Source organism: Kitasatospora sp. NPDC059817 (assembly GCF_042731835.1).
Taxonomy (GTDB): domain Bacteria; phylum Actinomycetota; class Actinomycetes; order Streptomycetales; family Streptomycetaceae; genus Kitasatospora.
In genome coordinates this window covers 18552-38450 of the sequence record NZ_JBHWIR010000012.1, presented here as the reverse complement: position 1 = coordinate 38450, position 19899 = coordinate 18552, and the positions used below count along the sequence as shown (strand labels likewise).

General features: G+C 74.4%; 17 protein-coding genes and 1 riboswitch. Of the genes, 12 read left to right on the top strand and 5 right to left on the bottom strand.

Annotated features, from left to right (window positions below; all coding sequences use genetic code 11):
* Positions 1 to 88: 88 nt before the first annotated feature.
* Positions 89 to 238: riboswitch (cyclic di-AMP (ydaO/yuaA leader) on the top strand.
* A 10-nt stretch (positions 239 to 248) separates the two neighbouring features.
* The 3 genes from ACFV61_RS04520 (at position 249) to ACFV61_RS04510 (ending at position 3888) form a co-directional block, all read left to right on the top strand.
* Entirely contained in the window at positions 249 to 1394 is a 1146-nt protein-coding gene (locus ACFV61_RS04520; RefSeq protein WP_063347277.1) for an NlpC/P60 family protein, read from the top strand.
* 227 nt (positions 1395 to 1621) lie between these two features.
* A complete protein-coding gene (locus tag ACFV61_RS04515; protein ID WP_380490116.1) occupies positions 1622 to 2668 on the top strand; it encodes an NlpC/P60 family protein in 1047 nt (348 codons plus the stop codon).
* Positions 2669 to 2856: 188 nt separating this feature from the next.
* Positions 2857 to 3888, top strand: a complete 1032-nt coding sequence (locus ACFV61_RS04510) for a hypothetical protein (RefSeq protein ID WP_380490115.1) — start codon at positions 2857 to 2859, stop codon at positions 3886 to 3888.
* 13 nt (positions 3889 to 3901) lie between these two features.
* Here the strand turns inward: ACFV61_RS04510 and ACFV61_RS04505 are convergent, their stop codons facing one another.
* The gene (locus tag ACFV61_RS04505) at positions 3902 to 5317 is read right to left on the bottom strand and encodes a glycosyltransferase 87 family protein (RefSeq protein ID WP_380490114.1); all 1416 of its coding nucleotides are present in this window, start codon (positions 5315 to 5317) and stop codon (positions 3902 to 3904) included.
* 244 nt (positions 5318 to 5561) lie between these two features.
* Between ACFV61_RS04505 and ACFV61_RS04500 the strand changes: the two genes are divergently transcribed.
* Positions 5562 to 6698, top strand: coding sequence for a glycosyltransferase family 4 protein (locus ACFV61_RS04500; protein WP_063347273.1), 1137 nt, complete (start codon positions 5562 to 5564; stop codon positions 6696 to 6698).
* Between the two features lie 58 nt (positions 6699 to 6756).
* On the opposite strand, the gene ACFV61_RS04495 is transcribed toward ACFV61_RS04500, so the two are convergent.
* Entirely contained in the window at positions 6757 to 8550 is a 1794-nt protein-coding gene (locus ACFV61_RS04495) for a long-chain fatty acid--CoA ligase (protein ID WP_063347272.1), read from the bottom strand.
* A gap of 325 nt (positions 8551 to 8875) precedes the next feature.
* Here ACFV61_RS04495 and ACFV61_RS04490 point away from each other — a divergent pair, with 325 nt between their 5' ends.
* From ACFV61_RS04490 to ACFV61_RS04470, 5 genes are all read left to right on the top strand, one after another.
* Entirely contained in the window at positions 8876 to 9337 is a 462-nt protein-coding gene (locus tag ACFV61_RS04490; protein WP_063347271.1) for an SRPBCC family protein, read from the top strand.
* A gap of 24 nt (positions 9338 to 9361) precedes the next feature.
* On the top strand, positions 9362 to 10534 hold the full coding sequence (locus tag ACFV61_RS04485) for an ArsA-related P-loop ATPase (RefSeq protein WP_363377758.1): 1173 nt from the start codon (positions 9362 to 9364) through the stop codon (positions 10532 to 10534).
* Between the two features lie 85 nt (positions 10535 to 10619).
* A complete protein-coding gene (locus ACFV61_RS04480; protein WP_350884427.1) occupies positions 10620 to 10997 on the top strand; it encodes a DUF5304 family protein in 378 nt (125 codons plus the stop codon).
* A 193-nt stretch (positions 10998 to 11190) separates the two neighbouring features.
* The gene (locus tag ACFV61_RS04475; protein WP_063347268.1) at positions 11191 to 12135 is read left to right on the top strand and encodes an ROK family glucokinase; all 945 of its coding nucleotides are present in this window, start codon (positions 11191 to 11193) and stop codon (positions 12133 to 12135) included.
* Between the two features lie 129 nt (positions 12136 to 12264).
* Positions 12265 to 13011, top strand: coding sequence for an endonuclease/exonuclease/phosphatase family protein (locus ACFV61_RS04470; RefSeq protein WP_063347267.1), 747 nt, complete (start codon positions 12265 to 12267; stop codon positions 13009 to 13011).
* Between the two features lie 9 nt (positions 13012 to 13020).
* Here ACFV61_RS04470 and ACFV61_RS04465 read toward each other — a convergent pair whose 3' ends face one another.
* Both ACFV61_RS04465 and ACFV61_RS04460 read right to left on the bottom strand, forming a co-directional pair.
* The gene (locus ACFV61_RS04465; RefSeq protein WP_380490113.1) at positions 13021 to 13812 is read right to left on the bottom strand and encodes a hypothetical protein; all 792 of its coding nucleotides are present in this window, start codon (positions 13810 to 13812) and stop codon (positions 13021 to 13023) included.
* Positions 13805 to 14599: an alpha/beta hydrolase gene (locus ACFV61_RS04460; RefSeq protein ID WP_380490112.1), complete on the bottom strand. Its 795-nt coding sequence runs from the start codon at positions 14597 to 14599 to the stop codon at positions 13805 to 13807. The genes ACFV61_RS04465 and ACFV61_RS04460 overlap by 8 nt, the downstream gene beginning before the upstream one ends.
* 271 nt (positions 14600 to 14870) lie before the next feature.
* Between ACFV61_RS04460 and ACFV61_RS04455 the strand changes: the two genes are divergently transcribed.
* The 3 genes from ACFV61_RS04455 to ACFV61_RS04445 are packed head-to-tail and all read left to right on the top strand — an operon-like array spanning position 14871 to position 17651.
* Positions 14871 to 15698 carry a lysophospholipid acyltransferase family protein gene (locus ACFV61_RS04455; protein WP_079136233.1) on the top strand — a complete coding sequence of 276 codons (828 nt, stop codon included), beginning with the start codon at positions 14871 to 14873 and terminating at the stop codon, positions 15696 to 15698.
* 35 nt (positions 15699 to 15733) lie between these two features.
* Positions 15734 to 16993, top strand: coding sequence for a MacS family sensor histidine kinase (gene macS / locus ACFV61_RS04450; protein ID WP_380490111.1), 1260 nt, complete (start codon positions 15734 to 15736; stop codon positions 16991 to 16993).
* Entirely contained in the window at positions 16971 to 17651 is a 681-nt protein-coding gene (locus ACFV61_RS04445) for a response regulator (protein ID WP_380490110.1), read from the top strand. The genes macS and ACFV61_RS04445 overlap by 23 nt, the downstream gene beginning before the upstream one ends.
* Positions 17652 to 17742: 91 nt before the next feature.
* On the opposite strand, the gene ACFV61_RS04440 is transcribed toward ACFV61_RS04445, so the two are convergent.
* Positions 17743 to 19701: an anthranilate synthase family protein gene (locus tag ACFV61_RS04440; RefSeq protein ID WP_380490109.1), complete on the bottom strand. Its 1959-nt coding sequence runs from the start codon at positions 19699 to 19701 to the stop codon at positions 17743 to 17745.
* Positions 19702 to 19899 lie beyond the last annotated feature (198 nt).

Here is a 19899-nt window from a genome sequence, read left to right as displayed (position 1 = left end):
CGCCCAGCCAGGGTGACGGCGGTGGTTTCCGTCGAGTTCGTGACGCAGCGGGGCGGGCCCAGTGCCTGCCCGACGGGGAGCCCAGCAGTCGGGGGTGCTGTCGAACGGAGCCGGGGAACCACGTTCCTCCGGGGTGAATCGGCGCCAGGTCGGCCGGTGGAACGGCCGTGAGGCGTCGTAGGGCACGCTTCCGGCCCGAACCCGTCAGCTCACCCGGTAGACGGCGTAGGAAGAAGGAGTCCGCCTTCGTGGCGTCCCATCGTCGTCCCAAGCCCGCTAGTCGCACCCGGGTCTCGATCATGACCGGCTTCGCCGCCGCGGCCGTCGCGCTGTCCGCGCAGTCCGGCGCCCACGCCGACCCGCAGCCGACCAAGGACCAGGTCAAGGAGCAGGTCGACCAGCTCAACGAGCAGGCCGAGGTCGCGACCGAGAAGCTCAACGCCGCCCAGGAGAAGCAGCAGCAGCTGCAGAAGCAGGTCACCGACCTCCAGGACCAGGTGGCGCGGCAGCAGGGGCAGGTGACCGACCTTCAGGGCGGCCTGGCCGAGATCGCCGGCGAGCAGTACCGCAACGGCGGCATATCGCAGACCGTCCAGCTGATGTTCTCCGCCAGCCCGGACACCTTCCTGAGCCAGGCCGACACGCTGAACCAGGCCGGCGGCACCCAGAAGGGCCAGCTCAAGCAGCTCCAGGACGAGCAGCGCAAGCTCGACCAGGTGCGCTCCGAGGCCCAGGGCAAGCTCGCCGAGATGGAGACCACCACCCAGCAGCTGAAGAGCGCCAAGGACGAGGTCCAGGGCAAGCTCAAGGCCGCGCAGGACCTCTTCAACACCCTGTCCGAGCAGGAGCGCCAGGCGATCCGCGCGGCCGAGGAGAAGGCCGCCGCCGAGGCCAAGGCGAAGGCCGACGCCGCCGCGAAGGCCGCCCAGCAGCAGGCGGCGGCCCAGCAGGCCGCCGACCGCTCCTCCCGCGACAACAGCCGCACCGACCTGAGCGCGTCGCAGGCCCCCGCCGCGCCGGTCACCAAGCCGAGCGCCGGCAGCTCGCGCGGCGCCGCGGCGCTGTCCATCGCCGCCTCCAAGATCGGCAGCCCGTACGTCTACGGCGCCTCCGGCCCCGGTTCCTTCGACTGCTCGGGCCTGATGGTCTGGGCGTTCAACCAGGTCGACGTGGCGCTGCCGCGCACCTCGCAGGAGCAGGCCCACGCCGGTACCCGGATCGGCACCGACCTCTCCCAGGCCCAGCCCGGCGACCTGCTGATCTTCTACGGGGACGCCCACCACGTCGGCATCTACGCCGGCAACGGCCAGGTGCTGCACGCGCCCAAGCCCGGCGCGTCGGTCCGCTACGAGGCGGTCGGCAACATGCCGCTGACCTCCATCGTGCGGGTCTGATCCCCGCGCAGGCCCTCCCAGGCCCGGCCTTCCACCACGGAAGGCCGGGCCTGCGGCTTTTCCGGCGCCTCGGACTGATGTCCGATTACGGGTCAAATATTCGGGTTGGCAGGGGTTTGGACTCGGTTGCCCGGACTCGCTAACGTCTGCCACCGGACTCCGCTTCCAGGGCCGCCCGCGTTGGTGCGGCGGCGGGGCCCCACCGCCGGATCGGAGCCGCTGCCGCCATGCCCGTGCACCGTCGTCCCCAACTGCTCGCCCGTGCGCTGGTGCTGACCGCGGCCGCCACCACCGCCCTGGGCGTGACGGCGGGCGGCAGCGCCCAGGCCGCCCCCGCCGTGCCGGACACGCCCACCCGCAAGGACGTCAAGGCGCAGGTGGAACAGCTCTACGGCGAGGCCGAGCAGGCGTCCGAGAAGTACAACGCCGCCCTGGAGACGCAGCAGCGCCTCCAGGGCGAGACGACCGTCCTCCAGGGCGAGATCGCCGTCGCCCAGGACCAGCTCAACCAGTTGCGCGGCGACCTCGCCACCGTGGCCGGCGCCGAGTACCGCGGCGGCGGCATGGCCCAGACCGTCCAGCTGATGCTCTCCACCGACCCGGAGGGCTACCTGTCCCGGGCCCGCACCCTCGACCAGGCCGCCGAGCGGCAGCAGGAGACCCTGCACGAACTGGCCACCCGCCAGCGCCGGCTCGACCAGCGCCGCACCGAGACCGCCGGCAAGCTCGCCGAACTCGACCAGGCCCGCCGCTCGCTCGCCGACAGCAAGCAGCAGATCCAGCAGCGGCTCACCAAGGCCCAGCGGCTGCTGAACAGCCTGGGCGTCGCCGAGCGGGCCCGGATGGCCGCCCAGGACGCCCAGGAGGCCGAGCAGCGCGCCACCCGGGGCACCGACCGGCTGGACCTCGGCACGGCCCCGCCCGCCTCCGAGCGCGGGGCGGCCGCGCTGGCCGCCGCGGTGCGGATGATCGGCTCGCCCTACCTCTACGGATCCACCGGGCCCCGCGCCTTCGACTGCTCCGGTCTGATGTACTACAGCTGGCGGCAGGCCGGAGTGACCCTGCCGCGCACCTCGCAGGCCCAGGCGTACGTCGGGCAGCGGGTCAGCCTCTCCGAAGCGCGGCCGGGAGACCTGGTGATCTTCTACCGGGACATGCACCACGTCGGGATGTACGCCGGCGGCGGGGTGATCGTGCACGCCCCCTACCCGGGCGCCAGGGTCCGCTACGAGAGCGTCAACGCGATGCCGGTCGCGGGGGTGGTCCGGCTCTGAGCCCGGCACCGTCCGACCCCGACACCCCCCACCCGATAGGCGGCGCCCGCCGGACGCTGTCCCGGCGCGGTGCGCTGCTGCTCGCGGTCGGCGGTCTGGCCCAGCTGTCGCTGCCGCCGGCCGCCCCGGCGGCCCCCTCGGCGGCCGGGCGGGCGTCGGGCCGGTGGGCGGCGGACCGGCGGGCCGAGGTGGCCGCACTGCTGGACGCGCGGGCCCGGGCGCTGCCCTCCTGGTCCGGACCGGCGGCGATCGAGGCCGGCTACCGCAACCTGGTGCTCGGCGCGGACGCCGGGCCGGAGCGGCTCACGGCCGCCGCCGACCTGGCGGTCCGGATCACCGGGTACGACGACTACCCGGTGGTGTACCCGCGCCGGATCGACCTGGTCCGGGCCGGCGGCAGCTGGCGGGTCGACCGGGAGGAGAGCGCGAGCGGGCCCCCGGCACTCTGGGACCTCGGCTCCGCCCGGTCCGCGGCGGGCGCGCACTGCCTGGTGCTGGGCCTGGCCGACGGGCCCGACCCGGCCGGCCTGGTCGCGGTGGGGGACCGGGCCGTGCCCGCCGTGAGCGAGGCCTGGGGCACCGGCTGGGCGGGCCGCCTGCTGCTCGAAGTGCCCGCCACCGCAGAGCAGTTCGCCCGGCTGCTGGAGGTCGACCCGGCGGGCTGGACGGGCATGGCGGCGGTCACCTCGGCCGCCGCCGGCGCGCCCTGGCACACCCCCGCCGACCGGGTGCTGGTCAACCCCGGGACGTTCGGGCGGCTCAGCGACTTCGGCCGGCAGGTGGTCGTCACCCACGAGGCCACCCACGTCGCGACCAGGGCCGACACCCGGGCCTGGACACCGCTCTGGCTCTCCGAGGGCGTCGCCGACTGGACCGCCTACCGGGGCTCCGGCCGGCGCCCGCAGCAGATCGCCCCCGAGCTGGCCCGGGACGTCGCCGCCGGCCGGCTGCCCGCCGCGCTGCCCGCCGACCGGGACTTCACCGCGGGCGCCGACGGCATCGCCCAGGCGTACGAGCAGGCCTGGCTCGCCTGCGAGCTGATCGCCCGGCGCTACGGGCCCGAGCGGCTCGTGGCGTTCTACCGGGCGGTCGGCGCGGCCGACGGGCAGGGGGAGGACCGGGACCGCCGGCTCGACCGGCTGCTCCGGGCCGGACCGGGCGTCGGCCTGGCCGAGTTCACCCGGCTCTGGCTGGCCGAGGTGGCCGCGCTGCGCGATTGAAGGCGCGCGTCGTTCAGCGCCGCTGCCTGGCCGGGGTGCCGGGCCGGTCGATGCCGTCCAGCAGGTCCTGCTCGTAGGCGATGCCGGGGCGCACCGGGTAGGCGCCGGCGGGCACCGCCTCGGGCTTGGCCAGCACCACCGTCGCCGGGAGCTGTGCCGGGCCGCGGGTCGCGCGCCAGAGCCGGATGCAGGAGAGCACGGTGGCGGCCAGCAGCAGCAGGTTGCGCAGGCTGAGCACGGTGACGCCCCAGGGCTCGCTGGCGAGGATCCGGCTGAACATCAGCGGGAACTCGGCCAGCGTCAGCGGGCAGGCGAGCAGGATCAGCAGGGCCACCGGCCGCTGGCTGCTGCCGCGCACGGTCAGGCAGACCGCGGCGACGCCGATCAGCCAGACCAGGTACTGCGGGCTGATCACCCGGCTGGTGACGGTGAAGATGAGCAGCGCGCTGAGCGCCGCGTCGTACATGGTGGCCGCGTTGCGGCGCTTGGCGGTGAAGCGCCAGAGCAGCAGCCAGGCGAAGCCCAGCACGGTGCCGGCCATCATCACCTTGCTGATCACGGGGACCCACGGCCCGAGCATCTCCGGGGAGCCGTAGTTCATGGTGACCTTGCCGTCCCAGGCGTCCGCGAGCCGGGCGAAGTGCAGCGGCAGCGCGCCGAGCGACTCCACCTCGATGCCGCGCTCCTTCTGGAAGGCGAGGAAGCCGAAGGCGCCGTTCATCCCGGCCGCGAGCAGGAAGCCCACCGAGACGGCGGTGGCCGCGGCCAGCGTCCAGGCGCGGCGGGTGCGGCGGCCGGAGGGGGTGCCGATCAGGGCGAGCAGCGGCCAGATCTTGATGATCCCGCCTAGGCCGAGCAGCATCCCGCCGATCGCCGGGCGGCGGATCAGCGCCAGCAGGCCGGCCAGGGCGATCGTGGTGACGATGATGTCCAGCCGGTTGTAGACCATCGGGCCGAGCAGCGGCACGGCCACCACCCACATCCAGGCGCCGGTCAGTGCCCGGCCCCGGCGCAGTCCGGTGCGGACCAGCAGGGCGGTGGCGGCGATGTCGGCGATCCCGCAGATCACCCAGAAGGAGACCAGGTACGACCAGGGCAGCAGGCCCGGCAGCAGGATCACCAGGGCCGCGCCGGGCGGGTACTGCCAGGTCACGTCGTCGAACGGGAAGGTGCCGGTCTGCAGGACGCCGTACCAGGCGTGGTAGATCATCCAGACGTCGGCGGTGATGTCCCCGCCGAGCCCCTTGACCACGCCGGTCATCAGCAGCACCAGCACCGTCCGGGTGGCCAGCCAGGTGGCGCCGAGTGCGGCGAGCGCCCCGAACGGGCGGCCGGGGGCACGGGCCGGCTCCTGCCGGGCGGCCGGCGTCGGGCCGGGGCCGGCGGCGCCGCTGGGTGTACCGGACTCGGTGGCCGGGGCCAACTCCACTGCGCTCCCTCGTTCGTCTCGGACGTCCCACCGGAGGCGCCGCGCGACGGACGCCCGGGCGGTCGGAGGGGCGGGCACGGCACGCTGGGCCGGGCCGCCACCGGCCGCCTAGGTTCTAGGACTGACCCGGGGGTGAAACGGTTGCCGTGCGCGGATCCGTTCCCGGCGGGTCATGGTGTTGACCTATCGTACGGATCACCCAGCGGTACACCGCGCACCCCCCGACAAGCGAGCCGTGGCCTGAATGCACCGAACCTTGATCGTCACCAACGACTTCCCGCCCCGCCCCGGCGGCATCCAGGCCTTCGTGCACAACATGGCTGTACGTCAGCCCGCCGGGAGCATCGTGGTGTACGCCTCGACCTGGCGGGACGGCACCGAGGTGGCCCGCTTCGACGCCGAGCAGCCGTTCCCGGTGATCCGGGACCGGACGAAGGTGATGGTTCCCACACCGCGGGTCACCCGGCGGGCCGCCGAGATCCTGCGGGCGGAGAAGTGCGACTCGGTCTGGTTCGGCGCCGCCGCCCCGCTCGGGCTGATGGCGCCCGCGCTGCGCCGGGCCGGTGCGGCGCGGCTGCTCGGCATGACCCACGGGCACGAGGCCGCCTGGGCCCAGCTGCCGGCCGCCCGGCAGCTGCTGCGGCGGATCGGCGCGGGCACCGACGTGCTGACGTACCTGGGGGAGTACACCCGGTCCCGGATCGCGGGCGCGGTCGGGCCGCAGGCCGCGGCCCGGATGGTGCAGCTGCCGCCGGGCGTGGACGAGACGACCTTCCACCCGGGCTCGGGGGGCGCCGAGGTGCGTCGCCGGCTCGGGCTGGCGGACCGGCCGGTGGTGGTCTGCGTCTCCCGGCTGGTGCCGCGCAAGGGGCAGGACACGCTGATCGAGGCGATGCCGCAGATCCTCGCCGATGTGCCGGACGCCGTGCTGCTGATCGTCGGCGGCGGCCCGTACCGGGCGGACCTGGAGAAGCTGGCCGACGCCAGGGGAGTCCGGGCCTCGGTGCGCTTCACCGGCTCGGTGCCGTGGGAGGAGCTGCCCGCCCACTACGGGGCCGGGGACGTCTTCGCGATGCCCTGCCGGACCAGGCGCGGGGGGCTGGACGTCGAGGGCCTGGGCATCGTCTACCTGGAGGCCTCGGCGACCGGTCTGCCGGTGGTCGCGGGCGACTCCGGCGGCGCGCCGGACGCGGTGCTGGAGGGCGAGACCGGGTACGTGGTGCCGGGCGGCTCGGCCGCCGCGGCCGCCGAGCGGATCGTCCGGCTGCTGGGCGACGAGGAGCTGCGTCGGCGGATGGGCGAGGCCGGGCGGCGCTGGGTGGAGCGCTCCTGGCGCTGGGACCTGCTGGCCGGGCGGCTGACCTCGCTGCTGGCGGCCTAGACCGGGCTTGGGCACGTGAGCGGGCCCCGCCTCCTTCCGCGGAGGCGGGGCCCTGCGGCTACTTCTGGTAGATCGCCTCGATGTCGGCGGCGAAGTCCTTCAGCACGAGGTTGCGCTTGAGCTTGAGGGAGGGTGTCAGATGCCCGCTCTCCTCGGAGAACTCGGTGTCCAGTAGGCGGAACTTCTTGACCGCCTCGGCGTGCGAGACGGCCGCGTTGCCGTCGTCCACCGCGGCCTGGAGGGCGGCCAGCAGGTCAGGGTCCTGGCTCAGCTCGGCCACCGTGGCGGTGGCGGGCTTGCCGTTGAGCTCCTTCCACTTGGGGAAGAAGTCCGGGTCGACGGTGACCAGGCAGGCCACGAAGGGCTTGCGGTCGCCGACCACCATGACCTCGCCGACCAGCGCGTGCGCCCGGATGCGGTCCTCGATCACGGCCGGGGCGACGTTCTTGCCGCCCGCGGTGACGATGATCTCCTTCTTGCGGCCGGTGATGGTCAGGTAGCCCTCGGAGTCCAGCGAGCCGAGGTCGCCGGTGGCGATCCAGCCGTCCTTGAGGGTGTCGGCGGTGGCCTGCGGGTTGTTCCAGTAGCCGGTGAAGACGTGCGGGCCCTTGAAGAAGACCTCGCCGTCCTCGGCGATCCGCACCGAGGCGCCGGGGACCGGCTGGCCGACCGTGCCGATCTTCGGCTTGTCCCACGGGTTGAAGGCGGTGGCCGCGCAGGTCTCGGTCAGGCCGTAGCCCTCCAGGACGGTGAAGCCGATGCCCCGGTAGAAGTGGCCCAGCCGCTCGCCGAGCGGGGCGCCGCCGGAGATGGCGTGGGTGGCCCGGCCGCCGAGGGCGGCGCGCAGCTTGCTGTAGACCAGCTTGTCGAAGACCGCGTGCTTGATCCGCAGGACCAGGCCCGCGCCGCCGGCGTCCAGCGCCCGGCTGTAGGCGATCGCGGTGTCGGCGGCCTTGTCGAAGATCTTGCCCTTGCCGTCGGCCTGGGCCTTGGCGCGGGCGGTGTTGTAGACCTTCTCGAAGACTCTCGGCACGCCCAGGATCAGGCTCGGCTTGAAGGCGGCCAGCTCGGCGGTGACGTCCCTGATGTCGGAGACGTGGCCCAGCTTGATCGGCGCCATCGCAGTGGCGATCTCGGCGATCCGGCCGAGCACGTGGGCCAGCGGCAGGAACAGCAGGACGGAGCTGTCGCCGGTGCGGAACAGCGGGGCCAGGCGCTCCACCACGTTGCCGCACTCGGCGAGGAAGTTGGCGTGCGTCAGCTGACAGCCCTTCGGGCGGCCGGTGGTGCCCGAGGTGTAGACGATGGTGGCGATCGAGTCGGCGGTCGCGGTCGAGCGGCGCTCCTGCACCGTCTCGTCCGGGACGTCCTTCCCGGCCTCGGCCAGCGCGGCGATCGCGCCGCCCTCGATCTGCCAGGTGTGCTTCAGCCCGGTCAGCCGGCCGCGGACCTCGTCGACGACCTTGACGTGCTGGTCGGTCTCGGTGACGACGGCGACCGCGCCGGAGTCGCCGAGGATCCACTCGACCTGCTCGGCGGAGGAGGTCTCGTACACCGGGACGGTGATCGCGCCGGCCGTCCAGATCGCGAAGTCCAGCAGCGTCCACTCGTACCGGGTGCGGGACATGACGCCCACCCGGTCGCCCGGCTCGATGCCCGCGGCGATCAGGCCCTTGGCGGCGGCGTGCACCTCGGCCAGGAACTGCACCGCGGTCAACTCCTGCCAGCGGCCGTCCACCTTACGGCTGAGCACCGCGACATCCGGGTGCTCCGCTGCGTTCCGGTGCACAGGGTCGGAGAGATTACCGCCGCTGGGTACCTGGTAGAGAGCCGGAAGGCTGAAGTCGAGCAAGACTGCTCCTCGTTCGCGACGCTGCGGGACGGCAGGACGTTACTGCCCGGTAGGCAGCTTCGACCAGGGGGGTCGGCTCCGGTGTTCGAAGTGTCACACCCGGCCGGGTCCGACCAGGCCGTGACCGGGTCGTTCGAATGGCACCCTACGACAGCCCCGAGGTGACCGGCCGGTAGCATGCCCCGCCGACCGGCGCCGGGCCCCCGCCGAGCCGTGGCCCGCGCGGCCGAGCCGATCGCCGGTCGCGGTAGCCTGCTCCGGGCGGACAAGGCCGAGCACGCTCGACCGGACCGGCAGGCAGAGGGACGACGCGGAGGGCCATTCCATGGCGGAGCACACCAGGTCGAGCATCACCATCGACGCGACCCCGGCCACGGTCATGGCCGTGATCGCCGACTTCGCCGCCTACCCGGCCTGGACCGGCGAGGTCAAGGAGGTCGAGGTCCTGGAAGCCGGCGAGAACGGCCGCGCCGCCCAGGTCCGCCTGCTGCTCGACGCCGGCGCCATCCGCGACGAGCACGTCCTCGCCTACACCTGGGACGGCGACCGCGAGGTCGGCTGGACCCTCGTGCGCAGCCAGATGCTCCGCTCGCTGGACGGCTCCTACACGCTCGCCCCGCTCTCCGGCAGCCGCACCGAGGTGACGTACCAGCTCGCCGTGGACGTCAAGATCCCGATGCTCGGCATGATCAAGCGCAAGGCCGAGAAGGTCATCATCGACCGCGCCCTGGCCGGTCTGAAGAAGCGCGTCGAGGACGCCGACGGCAAGAAGCCCGTCCAGGGCTGACGCGGCGGAACGGGGGCCGACGGCATGACGGCGACACGCACCATCCTGGTCAGCGGCGACGCGGGCGCGCCCGTGGTGGCCGCCGCCACCGCCCTGCACGCGGCCCGGCGCGGCCACCGCACCTGGCTGCTGGCCGCCGACGACCCGCACCGCGCCCTGGACGGCGTCCTCGGCACCCGCCTGGAGCCCGAACCGGCCCGCTACGCACCCGGCCTGACCGTCTCCCGGATCGACGAGCAGGCCGCCTTCCGGTACGCCGCCGGCGAGCTCACCAGTCGGCTCAAGCCCGCCCTCGACCTGCTCGGTGCCGAGCAGCTCGACCCCGAGGAGCTGACCGCCCTCCCCGGCATCGCCCGGATCGCCCTGCTGCGCGCCCTGCCCGCCGCCGACCAGGACGTCCTGGTCGTGCTCGCCCCGCCGCCCGCCGAGCTGATCGCCACCCTCGCCCTGCCCGAGCAGTTGGAGCGCTACCTGGACCGGCTCGTCCCCGAGCAGCGGCAGGCGGCCCGGGCGCTGCGCCCGCTGCTGGCCGGCCTGGCCGGCGTGCCGATGCCCGCCGAGTGGCTGTACGAGGGGCGGACCAAGGCCGCCGCGGTGCTCGCCGAGTCCCGCGCCGCGATCGCCGCGCCCGGCACCAGCGTGCGCCTGGTCGTGCCCGCCGACGGCCACCCGTACCAGGAACTGGGCCGGATCCGGGCCGGGTTGGCCCTGCACGGCCACCGGCCGGACGCCGTCGTGGTGCACGGCGTGCTGCCCGAGGGCGCGGCCGACTCGCCGGACCCGTGGCTGGCCGCGCTGGCCCGCCGCCGCCGGGAGGAGCTGGCCGAGCTCGCGGCCGAGACCGACGCCCCGGTGCTGGCCACCGGACTGGCCGAGGCCACCCTGGAGGCCGTCGCCGACCGGCTGTACGGGGACGGGCCCGGCCCGGAGCGGCTGGCCCCCGAGCCCTGGCCGGTCGAGGACCGCCTCGCCGAGGAGGGCCTGCTGGTCTGGCACCTCGCACTGCCCGGCGCCGACCGGGCCGAGCTGGACCTCGTCCGGCGCGGCGACGAACTGGTGGTCGGCCTCGGTGCCCACCGCCGGGTGCTCACCCTGCCGTCCGCGCTGCGCCGCTGCACGGTGGCCGGCGCGAGCCTGCACGACGGGGCGCTCTCGGTGCGGTTCGCGCCCGACCCGGCGCTCTGGCCCCGGGGCTGAAGTGCTTTCGGGGCCCCTACGGGCTGTCCGGTAGCGTCGGGCCCGAGGGCCGCGGGGTGCGGCCCCGGCTGAGGAGGCGCCCGCGATGACCAGCACCGACGACCGGACCGAGCCCACCGCCGAGCCGGGCGGTCCGCAGGCCCACCCGTTCGGGCCGGAGCTGGGCCCGCTGGTGGACGAGGTGCGCAAGCTCGCCTCCGCCGTCGGCCAGAAGGCGCAGGAGGCGAGCGCCGACACCCTGATCACCCTCTCCGGGCTGGCCGACCGGCTGCGCACCCAGCAGCCCGAGGTCTACTCCCACCTCGCCGCCGCCGGCTCCGGGCTGGCCGCCGCGGGCACCGAGCTGCTGGCCGCCTACCGGGCCGCGGTGGCCGGCCACGAGCACCGCTGGACGGCCGGCGAGGGCGCCGCCACCGAGCGGATCGACCTCGACACGCCTGACGAGGCGTCCGCCAAGCAGTGAATCCGTAACCTTCGAACCGTGATCGCGTTGCTCTGGTGCGTGACGAAGCGGGCGATTAGATACGACTTTTGAAGCGTCACGGCCCGGTTGGTCCATGATTGTCTTCGGTTAATGTATGCGAGGCTGTGTACGGGGGGCAGGGTTGGGCGGTACCGTTCCGCCCAGCGGGAACGAGTGAATAGCTGAGGGACACATGGCTCTGACCATCGGCGTCGATGTCGGCGGGACCAAGATCGCGGCAGGCGTGGTCGACGAGGCGGGCGCGATCCTGGCCCGGACCAGGGTGCCCACCCCGGCCGACCCGCAGTGGGCGGTCGATGCCATCGCGCAGGCCGTGCGCGAGCTCAAGGAGCAGCACCCCGACGTCACCGCCGTCGGCGTCGGCGCCCCCGGCTTCGTGGACAGCAACCGTTCCACGGTGATCTTCGCGCCCAACATCGACTGGGAGAACGAGCCGCTGCGCGGCCGCATCGAGGAGCTCGCCGGCCTGGACACCGTCGTCGAGAACGACGCCAACTGCGCCGCCTGGGCCGAGTTCCGCTTCGGCGCCGCCGCCGACCACCAGGACATGGTGCTGATCACCGTCGGCACCGGCATCGGCGGCGGCATCGTCCTCGACGGCCGGCTGCACCGCGGCCGGTTCGGCGTGGCCGGCGAGATCGGCCACCTCAACATGGTCCCCGACGGCCTGACCTGCGGCTGCGGCGGCAAGGGCTGCTGGGAGCAGTACGGCTCCGGGCGGGCGCTGCGCCGCTACGGTCGGGAGAAGGCCGCCGCCGACCAGGTGCGCGGCCGGCGGATGCTGGAGCTCAACGACGGCGTCGCCGAGACCATCCGCGGCATCCACATCACCGAGGCGGCCGAGGAGGGCGACCCGCTCGCCCTGGAGTGCTACGCCGAACTGGCCGACTGGCTCGGCCGCGGCATGGCCGACCTCGCCGCGCTCTTCGACCCGGGCGTCTTCGTCCTCGGCGGCGGCGTCTCCGACTCCGGCCGTCTGCTGCTCGACCCGGTCGCCAAGGCCTTCGAGCACTACCTCACCGGCGGCATCCACCGCCCGCGCGCCGAGGTCGTGCTGGCCTCGATGGGCTCCGCCGCCGGCATCGTCGGCGCCGCCGACCTGGCCCGCACCGCGTAGCCACCCCCTGAACCCGCCGGCGGCGGTGCGACCGGACCCCGACCAACCCCGGACGCGCCGCCGCCGACGCACGCCCCCGGCCCTGCCGTACGGTCGTCCCACGCACCACGTACGGGGAGGACCAGGACCATGACCACGGCACCCGCCGAACCGCCGCCGCCCGGCCCGCGCCGGCTGCGCCTGCTCAGCTACAACATCCGCTCGCTGCGGGACGACCGGCGGGCGCTGGCCCGGGTGATCCGGGCCTGCGCACCCGACCTGGTCTGCATCCAGGAGTCACCGCGCTACTGGCGGCCCGAGGGCCAGGCCGCCCGGCTGGCCCGGAGCACCGGGACGGTCGTCCTGGCCGGCGGCGGCCGGACCGCCGCCGGGCCGCTGCTGCTCGGCCGGCCCGGCGCGGCGCAACTGCTGGGCGTGCACGACCGGCTGCTGCCCAAGACCCGTGGCCTGCACGCCCGCGGCTTCGCCACCGCGCTGCTGCGACTGCCCGGAACGGCGCCGTTCACCCTCACCAGCTGCCACCTCAGCCTGGACGCCGACGAGCGGTACGGCCAGTTCGAGCTGCTGCTCGACCAGCTCGGGATCGCCGAACACGGCATCGTGGCAGGGGACTTCAACGAGCACCCGGACGGCAGGGGCTGGCAGCTGCTGGCCGCGCGGCTCCAGGACGGGTACCCGACCGCGCCCTGGGGCGGCGAGTTCACGTCCGTCCCCGAGCGCCCCTACCAGCGGATCGACGCCGTGTTCGCCACGCCCGGGATCACCGTCCTCGGCTGCGGGGTGCCGCACGGGCTGCCCGGCGTCACCGAGGCCGACCTGCGCGCCGCGACCGACCACCTGCCGGTGCTCGCGGTGCTGGAGCTGCCGGAGGCTTAGGAGCTTGGCTCAGACCACGGCGCCGTTGTCCGGGTCCTCGGGCTCGTCCTCGTCGCGGTCCTTCATCCGGGTCACCAGGGTGACGAAGCCGCCGAGGAAGGCGGTGATCCCGACCCAGGCCGGCCAGCCGGCGATCTCCCGCCACACCACCGCGTCGAACAGCAGCAGGGCGGGGCCGCCGAGCACCGCGAGCCAGGCGAACTTCGCGGTGACGTCGGCCGTCGGCAGCGGCGGGGGCTCCGGCGGGACGTAGTGGTCCTCGTCGGTCTCCTCGGCCAGCTCGAAGTCGCGCGGGCCCGAGCCCGCCGCCGGCATCACCGGCCGACCGGAGCGGGGGCGGGGCTGCGGGGCGAGGTCGGCGAGGTCGTCCGGGTCGGTCCGGGAGCCGGGGGCGTCCTTGAAGCCGCCCTTCAGCTCGCTCTGGGCCCGGAGGTTCTCGACCTCCGGCCAGTTGGGGTTGGTGAGGTCCACGGGGTCGTCGAACTGGGCGACCAGGGCGGCGAAGATCTCGTCCTGCTCGGCCTGGCTGCGCTCGGGGGCGCGCCGGGTGCGGGGCTCCGCGGGCGCGGTGGCGTCCGGTTCGGCCGGGCGCCGGTCGGCGGCCGGTGCTTCGGCGGCCTCCGCGGCCGGTGCGGTGACGCCGTCCGCCCCCGGACGGTCCGCCGGGGCGCCGCTGTGCGCGGTGCCGTCCTTCGCCGTGCCGTCCTTCGCTGTGCTGTCCTTCGCCGTGCCGTCCTCGCGGGGTGCCTCGTCCCCGCCGCCCGCCGTGCTGCTCTCGTGCACTTCCGGCCCTTCAGCCATGGTGATCGTCGGATTCGACCCCGGTGACGCCCACCGCGTGCGCGGGGGCCAGCCGTCGGATGAAGTCCTGGCTGGCCGCGAATATTTCCGCCGCGTCGTGGTCCAGCGTCGCGACGTGGAAGCTGCGCTGGCACAGCCGCTCCGTCACGTCGGTCGAGGATATCCGGGCCAGCACCAGTTCCGAGTTGGCCGGCGAGACGACGTGGTCCTGCGGACTGCGGAACAGCAGCACCGGCTGGGTCACCTGCGGCAGCCGCCGTTGGACGTCCCGCCACAGCCGGCCCAGCGACCAGGCGGCGTTCAGCGGCGTCCGGTCGTAGCCCAGCTCGACCGCGCCGGGCTTGGCGATGTCGTCGGCGACCCCGGGCACGCTCGGCACGAGGTGCCGCAGCACCGGCAGCAGCACACTCGCGGGGTTGTCCGAGCGCACCGACGGGTTGACCAGCACCAGCCCGGACACCGCCGGACCGTGCAGCGCGGCCAGCCGCAGCGCCAGCGCGCCGCCCATCGACAGCGCGCAGACGAAGACCTGCTCGCACTCGGCGGAGAGCGTCAGCAGTTCGTGCTCGACCTCGGCGTACCAGTCCTCCCAGCGGGTGACCTGCATGTCCCGCCACCGGGTGCCGTGCCCGGGCAGCAGCGGCAGCGACACGCTGAACCCGGCCGCCGCCAGTTCCTCCGCCCAGGGCCGCAGCGACTGCGGCGATCCGGTGAAGCCGTGGCACAGCAGCACCCCCACCGGTCCGCCGTGGTGGCGGTACGGTTCGGCACCGGGCAGCAACGGCATGGCGGACTCCTTCGCGGGCGGGTGGCGCTGGGGGAGGAACGCTGGAGGGGGAGGCTGCGGGAATCCGCATCGTCCCACGGCCCCGCCCGGGACGTACACCCCTCATGGCGGCCTCCGCGCGGGCCGCGCGCCCCTCGCGGAGGCCCCCGTGCGAGTGCCTGCGGGAGTCCGGCGGCGGCCCGCCGGGGCGGGGCGGGGCGCGGGCCGAGCCCACGGGGCATTAGGATCGACCGGTCCGCATAACAGGAGGCCCGGGTTGTTCTACCGACTGATGAAGATGATCGTCGCGCCACTGCTTCGGATCTTCTTCCGGCCGTGGATCGAGGGTGAGGAGAACATCCCCACCGAGGGCGCGGCCATCATCGCGAGCAACCACCTGTCCTTCTCGGACTCCTTCTTCTTCCCCGCGCTGATCAAACGCCGGGTGACCTTCATCGCGAAGGCCGAGTACTTCAACACCCCGGGCATCAAGGGCCGGCTGACCGCCGCGTTCTTCAAGGGCGTCGGCCAGCTGCCGGTGGACCGCTCGGGCGTGCGCGGCGCGGGCGAGGCCGCGATCCGCAGCGCCATCGCGGTGCTGGACGGCGGCGAGCTGTTCGGCGTCTACCCCGAGGGCACCCGCTCGCCCGACGGCAAGCTGTACCGCGGCAAGGTCGGCGGCCTGGCCCGCGTCGCGCTGGCCACCGGCGCGCCGGTCATCCCGGTCGCCATGATCGACACTGAGAAGGTCCAGCCGCCCGGTCAGGTGATCCCCAACTTCGGCACCCGCCCCGGCATCCGGATCGGCCGCCCGCTGGACTTCTCCCGCTACCACGGCATGGAGAACGACCGCTTCATCCTCCGTTCGGTGACGGACGAGGTGATGTACGAGATCATGCGGCTCTCCGGCCAGGAGTACGTGGACATCTACGCGACCGCCGCCAAGCGGCAGATCGCCGACGACAAGAAGAAGGCCGACGCCGAGCGCAAGGCCGCCGCCAAGGCGGAGAAGGCGGAGGCGGATGCCGAGAAGGCCGCCGCCGACAAGGCCGCCGCGACGGAGAAGGCCGAGCAGGCTGAGCAGTCCGGGCAGGAGCCGAAGGAGACCGGGTCGGCCTGACGACCGCGGGCACGGCCCAGGGGAGGGGCGCAAGGATGACGGACGGCGAGAGAACCGGGGCAGTCGGCGGCGCGGTCGCGGCCGGGGGCATGTCCGTCGAACTGCCGTTGTGGAAGGCCATCTCCTACTTCCGGGTGCTGGCCCTGTGCTACGCCCTGCTGCGCTACCTCAACTCCTACCTGGACTTCCTGCACCCCGTCGCCGGCTGGATCTTCCTCGGCACACTCACCCTCTGGACACTCGCCAGCACCCGGGCCTTCGCCGGCCCGCAGCGCTGCACCTGGTACGTGCTCGGCACCGACCTCACCCTCGCCGTCACCGGCATCGTGATGAGCGGCCTGACCGACGACCCGGTACGGATCAGCCACGGCGCGCCCACCCTGCCGACCATCTGGGCCGCCGGCACGGTGCTCGGCTTCGCCGGCAAGGGCGGCTGGCGCTGGGCGGCCGCCGCGGGCACGGTGATCGGCGTCGCCAACATCCTCGGCCACGGCGGCCCGACCGGCGACAACATCCACAACATCATGCTGCTGATGGTGGCTGGCTGCGCCATCGGCTACGTCATCGAACTGGCCCGCGCCAGCGAGGCGACGCTCACCCGGGCACTCCAGGTCGAGGCGGCCACCCGGGAGCGCGAGCGGCTCTCCCGGGACATCCACGACGGCGTGCTCCAGGTGCTCGCCCTCGTCCAGCGCCACGGCGCCGAACTCACCGCGCGGCCGGCCGAGGGCGCCGCGGCTGCGGCCGGTGGACGCCCGGGCGGCGACGCCGACTTCGCCGAACTCGGCCGACTGGCCGGTGAGCAGGAGCGCGCCCTGCGGGCGCTGATGACCGGCGGCCCGATCCCGGGGCAGCGCCCGCAGGGGTGCGGGGCCGGGGAGCCGCAGGACCTCACCGCGCTGCTGCGCCCGTACGCCGACGAGCGGATCACGCTGTCCGCCCCCGGCGGGCCGGTGCTGCTGCCCGCCGGGGCGGCCGGCGAACTGGCCGCGGCGGTCGGCGCCGCCGTCGACAACGTCCGCCGGCACGCCGGGGAGCGGGCCCGGGCCTGGATCCTGGTGGAGGACGAGCCGCAGGCCGTCACGGTCAGCATCCGCGACGACGGCCCCGGCTTCGCCCCCGGCCGCCTCGGCGAGGCGGAGCGGGCCGGGCGGCTGGGCGTCTCCCAGTCCATCCGCGGCCGGCTGCTGGACCTCGGCGGCACGGCCGAGCTGTACTCGGCGCCCGGAGAGGGCGTCGAGGTCGAACTCCGTGTCCCGAGGAAGGGCTCTGATGACCGATCAGCCGACGACTGACCGGCCGATACGGGTGATGGTCGTGGACGACCACCCGATGTGGCGCGACGCCGTCTCGCGGGACCTCGCCGAGGCGGGGCTCGACGTGGTGGCCACCGCGGGCGACGGCGAGGAGGCCGTCCGCCGGGCCCGCGCCTGCTCGCCGCAGGTCGTCGTGCTGGACCTCAACCTGCCCGGTCTGCCCGGCGCCGAGGTGTGCCGCCAGGTGGTCGCGCAGGATCCGGCGGTGCGGGTGCTGGTGCTCTCGGCCAGCGGCGAGCACCAGGACGTGCTGGAGGCGGTGAAGTCCGGCGCGACCGGGTACCTGGTCAAGTCGGCCGGGCGGGAGGAGCTGCTGGACGCGGTGCGGCGCACGGCCGTGGGCGACGCCGTGTTCACCCCGGGCCTGGCCGGCCTGGTGCTGGGCGAGTTCCGCCGGCTGGCCGCCGAACCGGCCCCGGCCTCCGCGCCGGCCGTCCCGCAGTTGACCGTGCGGGAGACCGAGGTCCTGCGCCTGGTGGCCAAGGGCCTGTCGTACCGGCAGATCGCCGACCGGCTGGTGCTGTCGCACCGGACGGTGCAGAACCACGTCCAGAACACGCTCGGCAAGCTGCAACTGCACAACCGGGTGGAACTGGTGCGGTACGCGATCGAGCAGGGGCTGGACGACGACATCTGACGGCTCCGGCGGGTCCGGCCGCGTCGGCGGTCCCGCGTGCGGTGGGGGGCCGGTGCCGGGAGCCGCCACCACCGGCGGCTCACGCGGTGGCTCAGGCCCGGTCGGGCGCGGCGTCGCGCAGCAGGCCCGCCACGATGCCGACGCCGTCGCGGGTCAGCACCGACTCGGGGTGGAACTGGAGGCCGGCGAAGCCGGGCCCGCGCAGCGCGTGGACGTCCCCGGTGGCGGCGTCCCGGGCCACCTCGACGCCCTGTGCGGCGAGCCGGGCCGCGTCGGCGTCCGAGCAGCGCGCGGTGAACGTGTTGTAGAAGCCGACGGTGTGCTTGGTGCCGAACAGGTCGACGCTCTCCTGCGCCCCCTGGTACGGGACGTCCTTGCGGCCCAGCGCCAGCCCGAGCTCGCCGCAGAGCAGCTGGTGGCTGAGGCAGACCGCGAGCAGCGGCGCGGTGCGGGCCCCGGACCGGACCGCGGCCAGGGCGTCCGCGACGACCGGCCGCAGCAGGGCCATCTTGGGGTCGTCGGCGAGCGCCGGGTCGCCGGGCCCGGGGCCCAGCACCAGCGGCCCGCGGTGCGCCGCCAGCAGGGCGGGCAGCCCGGGCGCGTCGTAGCGGACGACGCTGACCTGGTGGCCGATCGAGGTGAGCAGGTGGGCGAGCATCGAGGTGAAGGTGTCCTCGCCGTCGACCACCAGGGTCGGCGCGGGCTCGGTGACCACGGTCGGCGTCTGCATCCGCAGCCAGAACGGGGCGAGGTCGGCCCGCCGGGCGTCCAGGGCGGCCTGGACACGGTGGTCGTCGGCCAGCCGGGGGCCGGTGGGGCCGGGCAGCCGGGCGGGCGCGGGCCGGGCGCCGATCGCGGTGAGCACCCCGGCGGCCTTGGCGTGGGTCTCGGCGACCTCGGACTCGGGGACGGAGTGGCGGACGAGCGTGGCGCCGACCCGGACGACCAGGCGGCCGGTGGCCGGGTCGATGTCGGCGGTGCGGATGCAGATCGGCGAGTCCAGCAGCTGCCCGCCGCTGGCGGAGCGGCCGATCAGGGCGAGCGCGCCGGAGTAGTAGCCGCGCCCGCCGGGCTCGTACCGCTTGATGACCCGGGTGGCGTTCTGTACCGGGCTGCCGGTGACGGTGGCGGCGAACATCGTCTCGCGGAGCACCTTGCGGACGTCCAGCGAGGTGCGTCCGCGCAGCTCGTACTCGGTGTGGGCGAGGTGGGACATCTCCTTGAGCCGGGGCCCGAGCACCTGGCCGCCGAGGTCGCCGACCGTGCACATCATCTTGAGCTCCTCGTCGACGACCATCGTCAGTTCCTCCAGCTCCTTGGGGTCGTGGAGGAACCGGAGCAGCGAGTCGATGTCCGAGCCGCCGGCCGGATAGCGGTAGGTGCCGGAGATCGGGTTCATCACGACGGTGCCGCCGCTCTGCCGGACGTGCACCTCGGGGGAGGCGCCGACCAGACAGCGACCTGGCTCGCCTCCGGCAAGACGGTCCCCGGTGTGCACCAGGAAGGTCCAGTAGGCGCCGCGCTCCTGCTCCAGCAGCCGCCGGAACAGGGTGAGTGCGAGTGCGGGCGAGAAGTTCTCCAGGGTGGCGCCGAAGTCGCGCCGGATCACGAAGTTGGCGCCCTCGCCGTTGCCGATCTCCTCCTCGATCACCCGGCGGACGATCGCGGCGTACGCCTCGTCGTCGATGTCGAACGAGCCGCCGGTGAGCGAGACCGGCGACTGCGGCAGGGCGGCGGTGAGTTCGGCCAGCGGCAGGGTGTGCTGTTCGGTCACCGAGAGGGCCTGCAGCGGGGTCCCGTCGTCGTGCGCCTCGAAGCCGCGCTCGCGGATCTGCCGGTACGGGACGAGCGCGAGCAGGTCGTGCACCGGGCCGTCGGCCGGGACGCCGGTGCGGACCGGCAGGTCGGCGAGGTTCTGGTAGCTGTCGACGGTGCCCACCAGCACCTCGACGGTGTCCGGGGCGAGCCGGGGGGTGCGGCGGTGCAGCAGGGCGAACGCGGGCGCGTCGGGAGCGGTGAGGCGGGCGAGCAGGTCGGCGGTGGCGGTCACGGAGCGGCTTCCTTCCGGGGGACTGGTGAGGTGCGGTGCTGGGATCCGCTCCCGGAGGGCCGTCTGCGCATATGCCGACGGCCGCCCCGAGGGGCGGCCGTCGTGTTCGTCTAGGAACGCGCGATCGGTGGGCCACCCTTGGGGGAGGCCCACCACCAGGAGTGGGTGTGGGGCGCGTGCATGTTTCGAGCGTAGCGG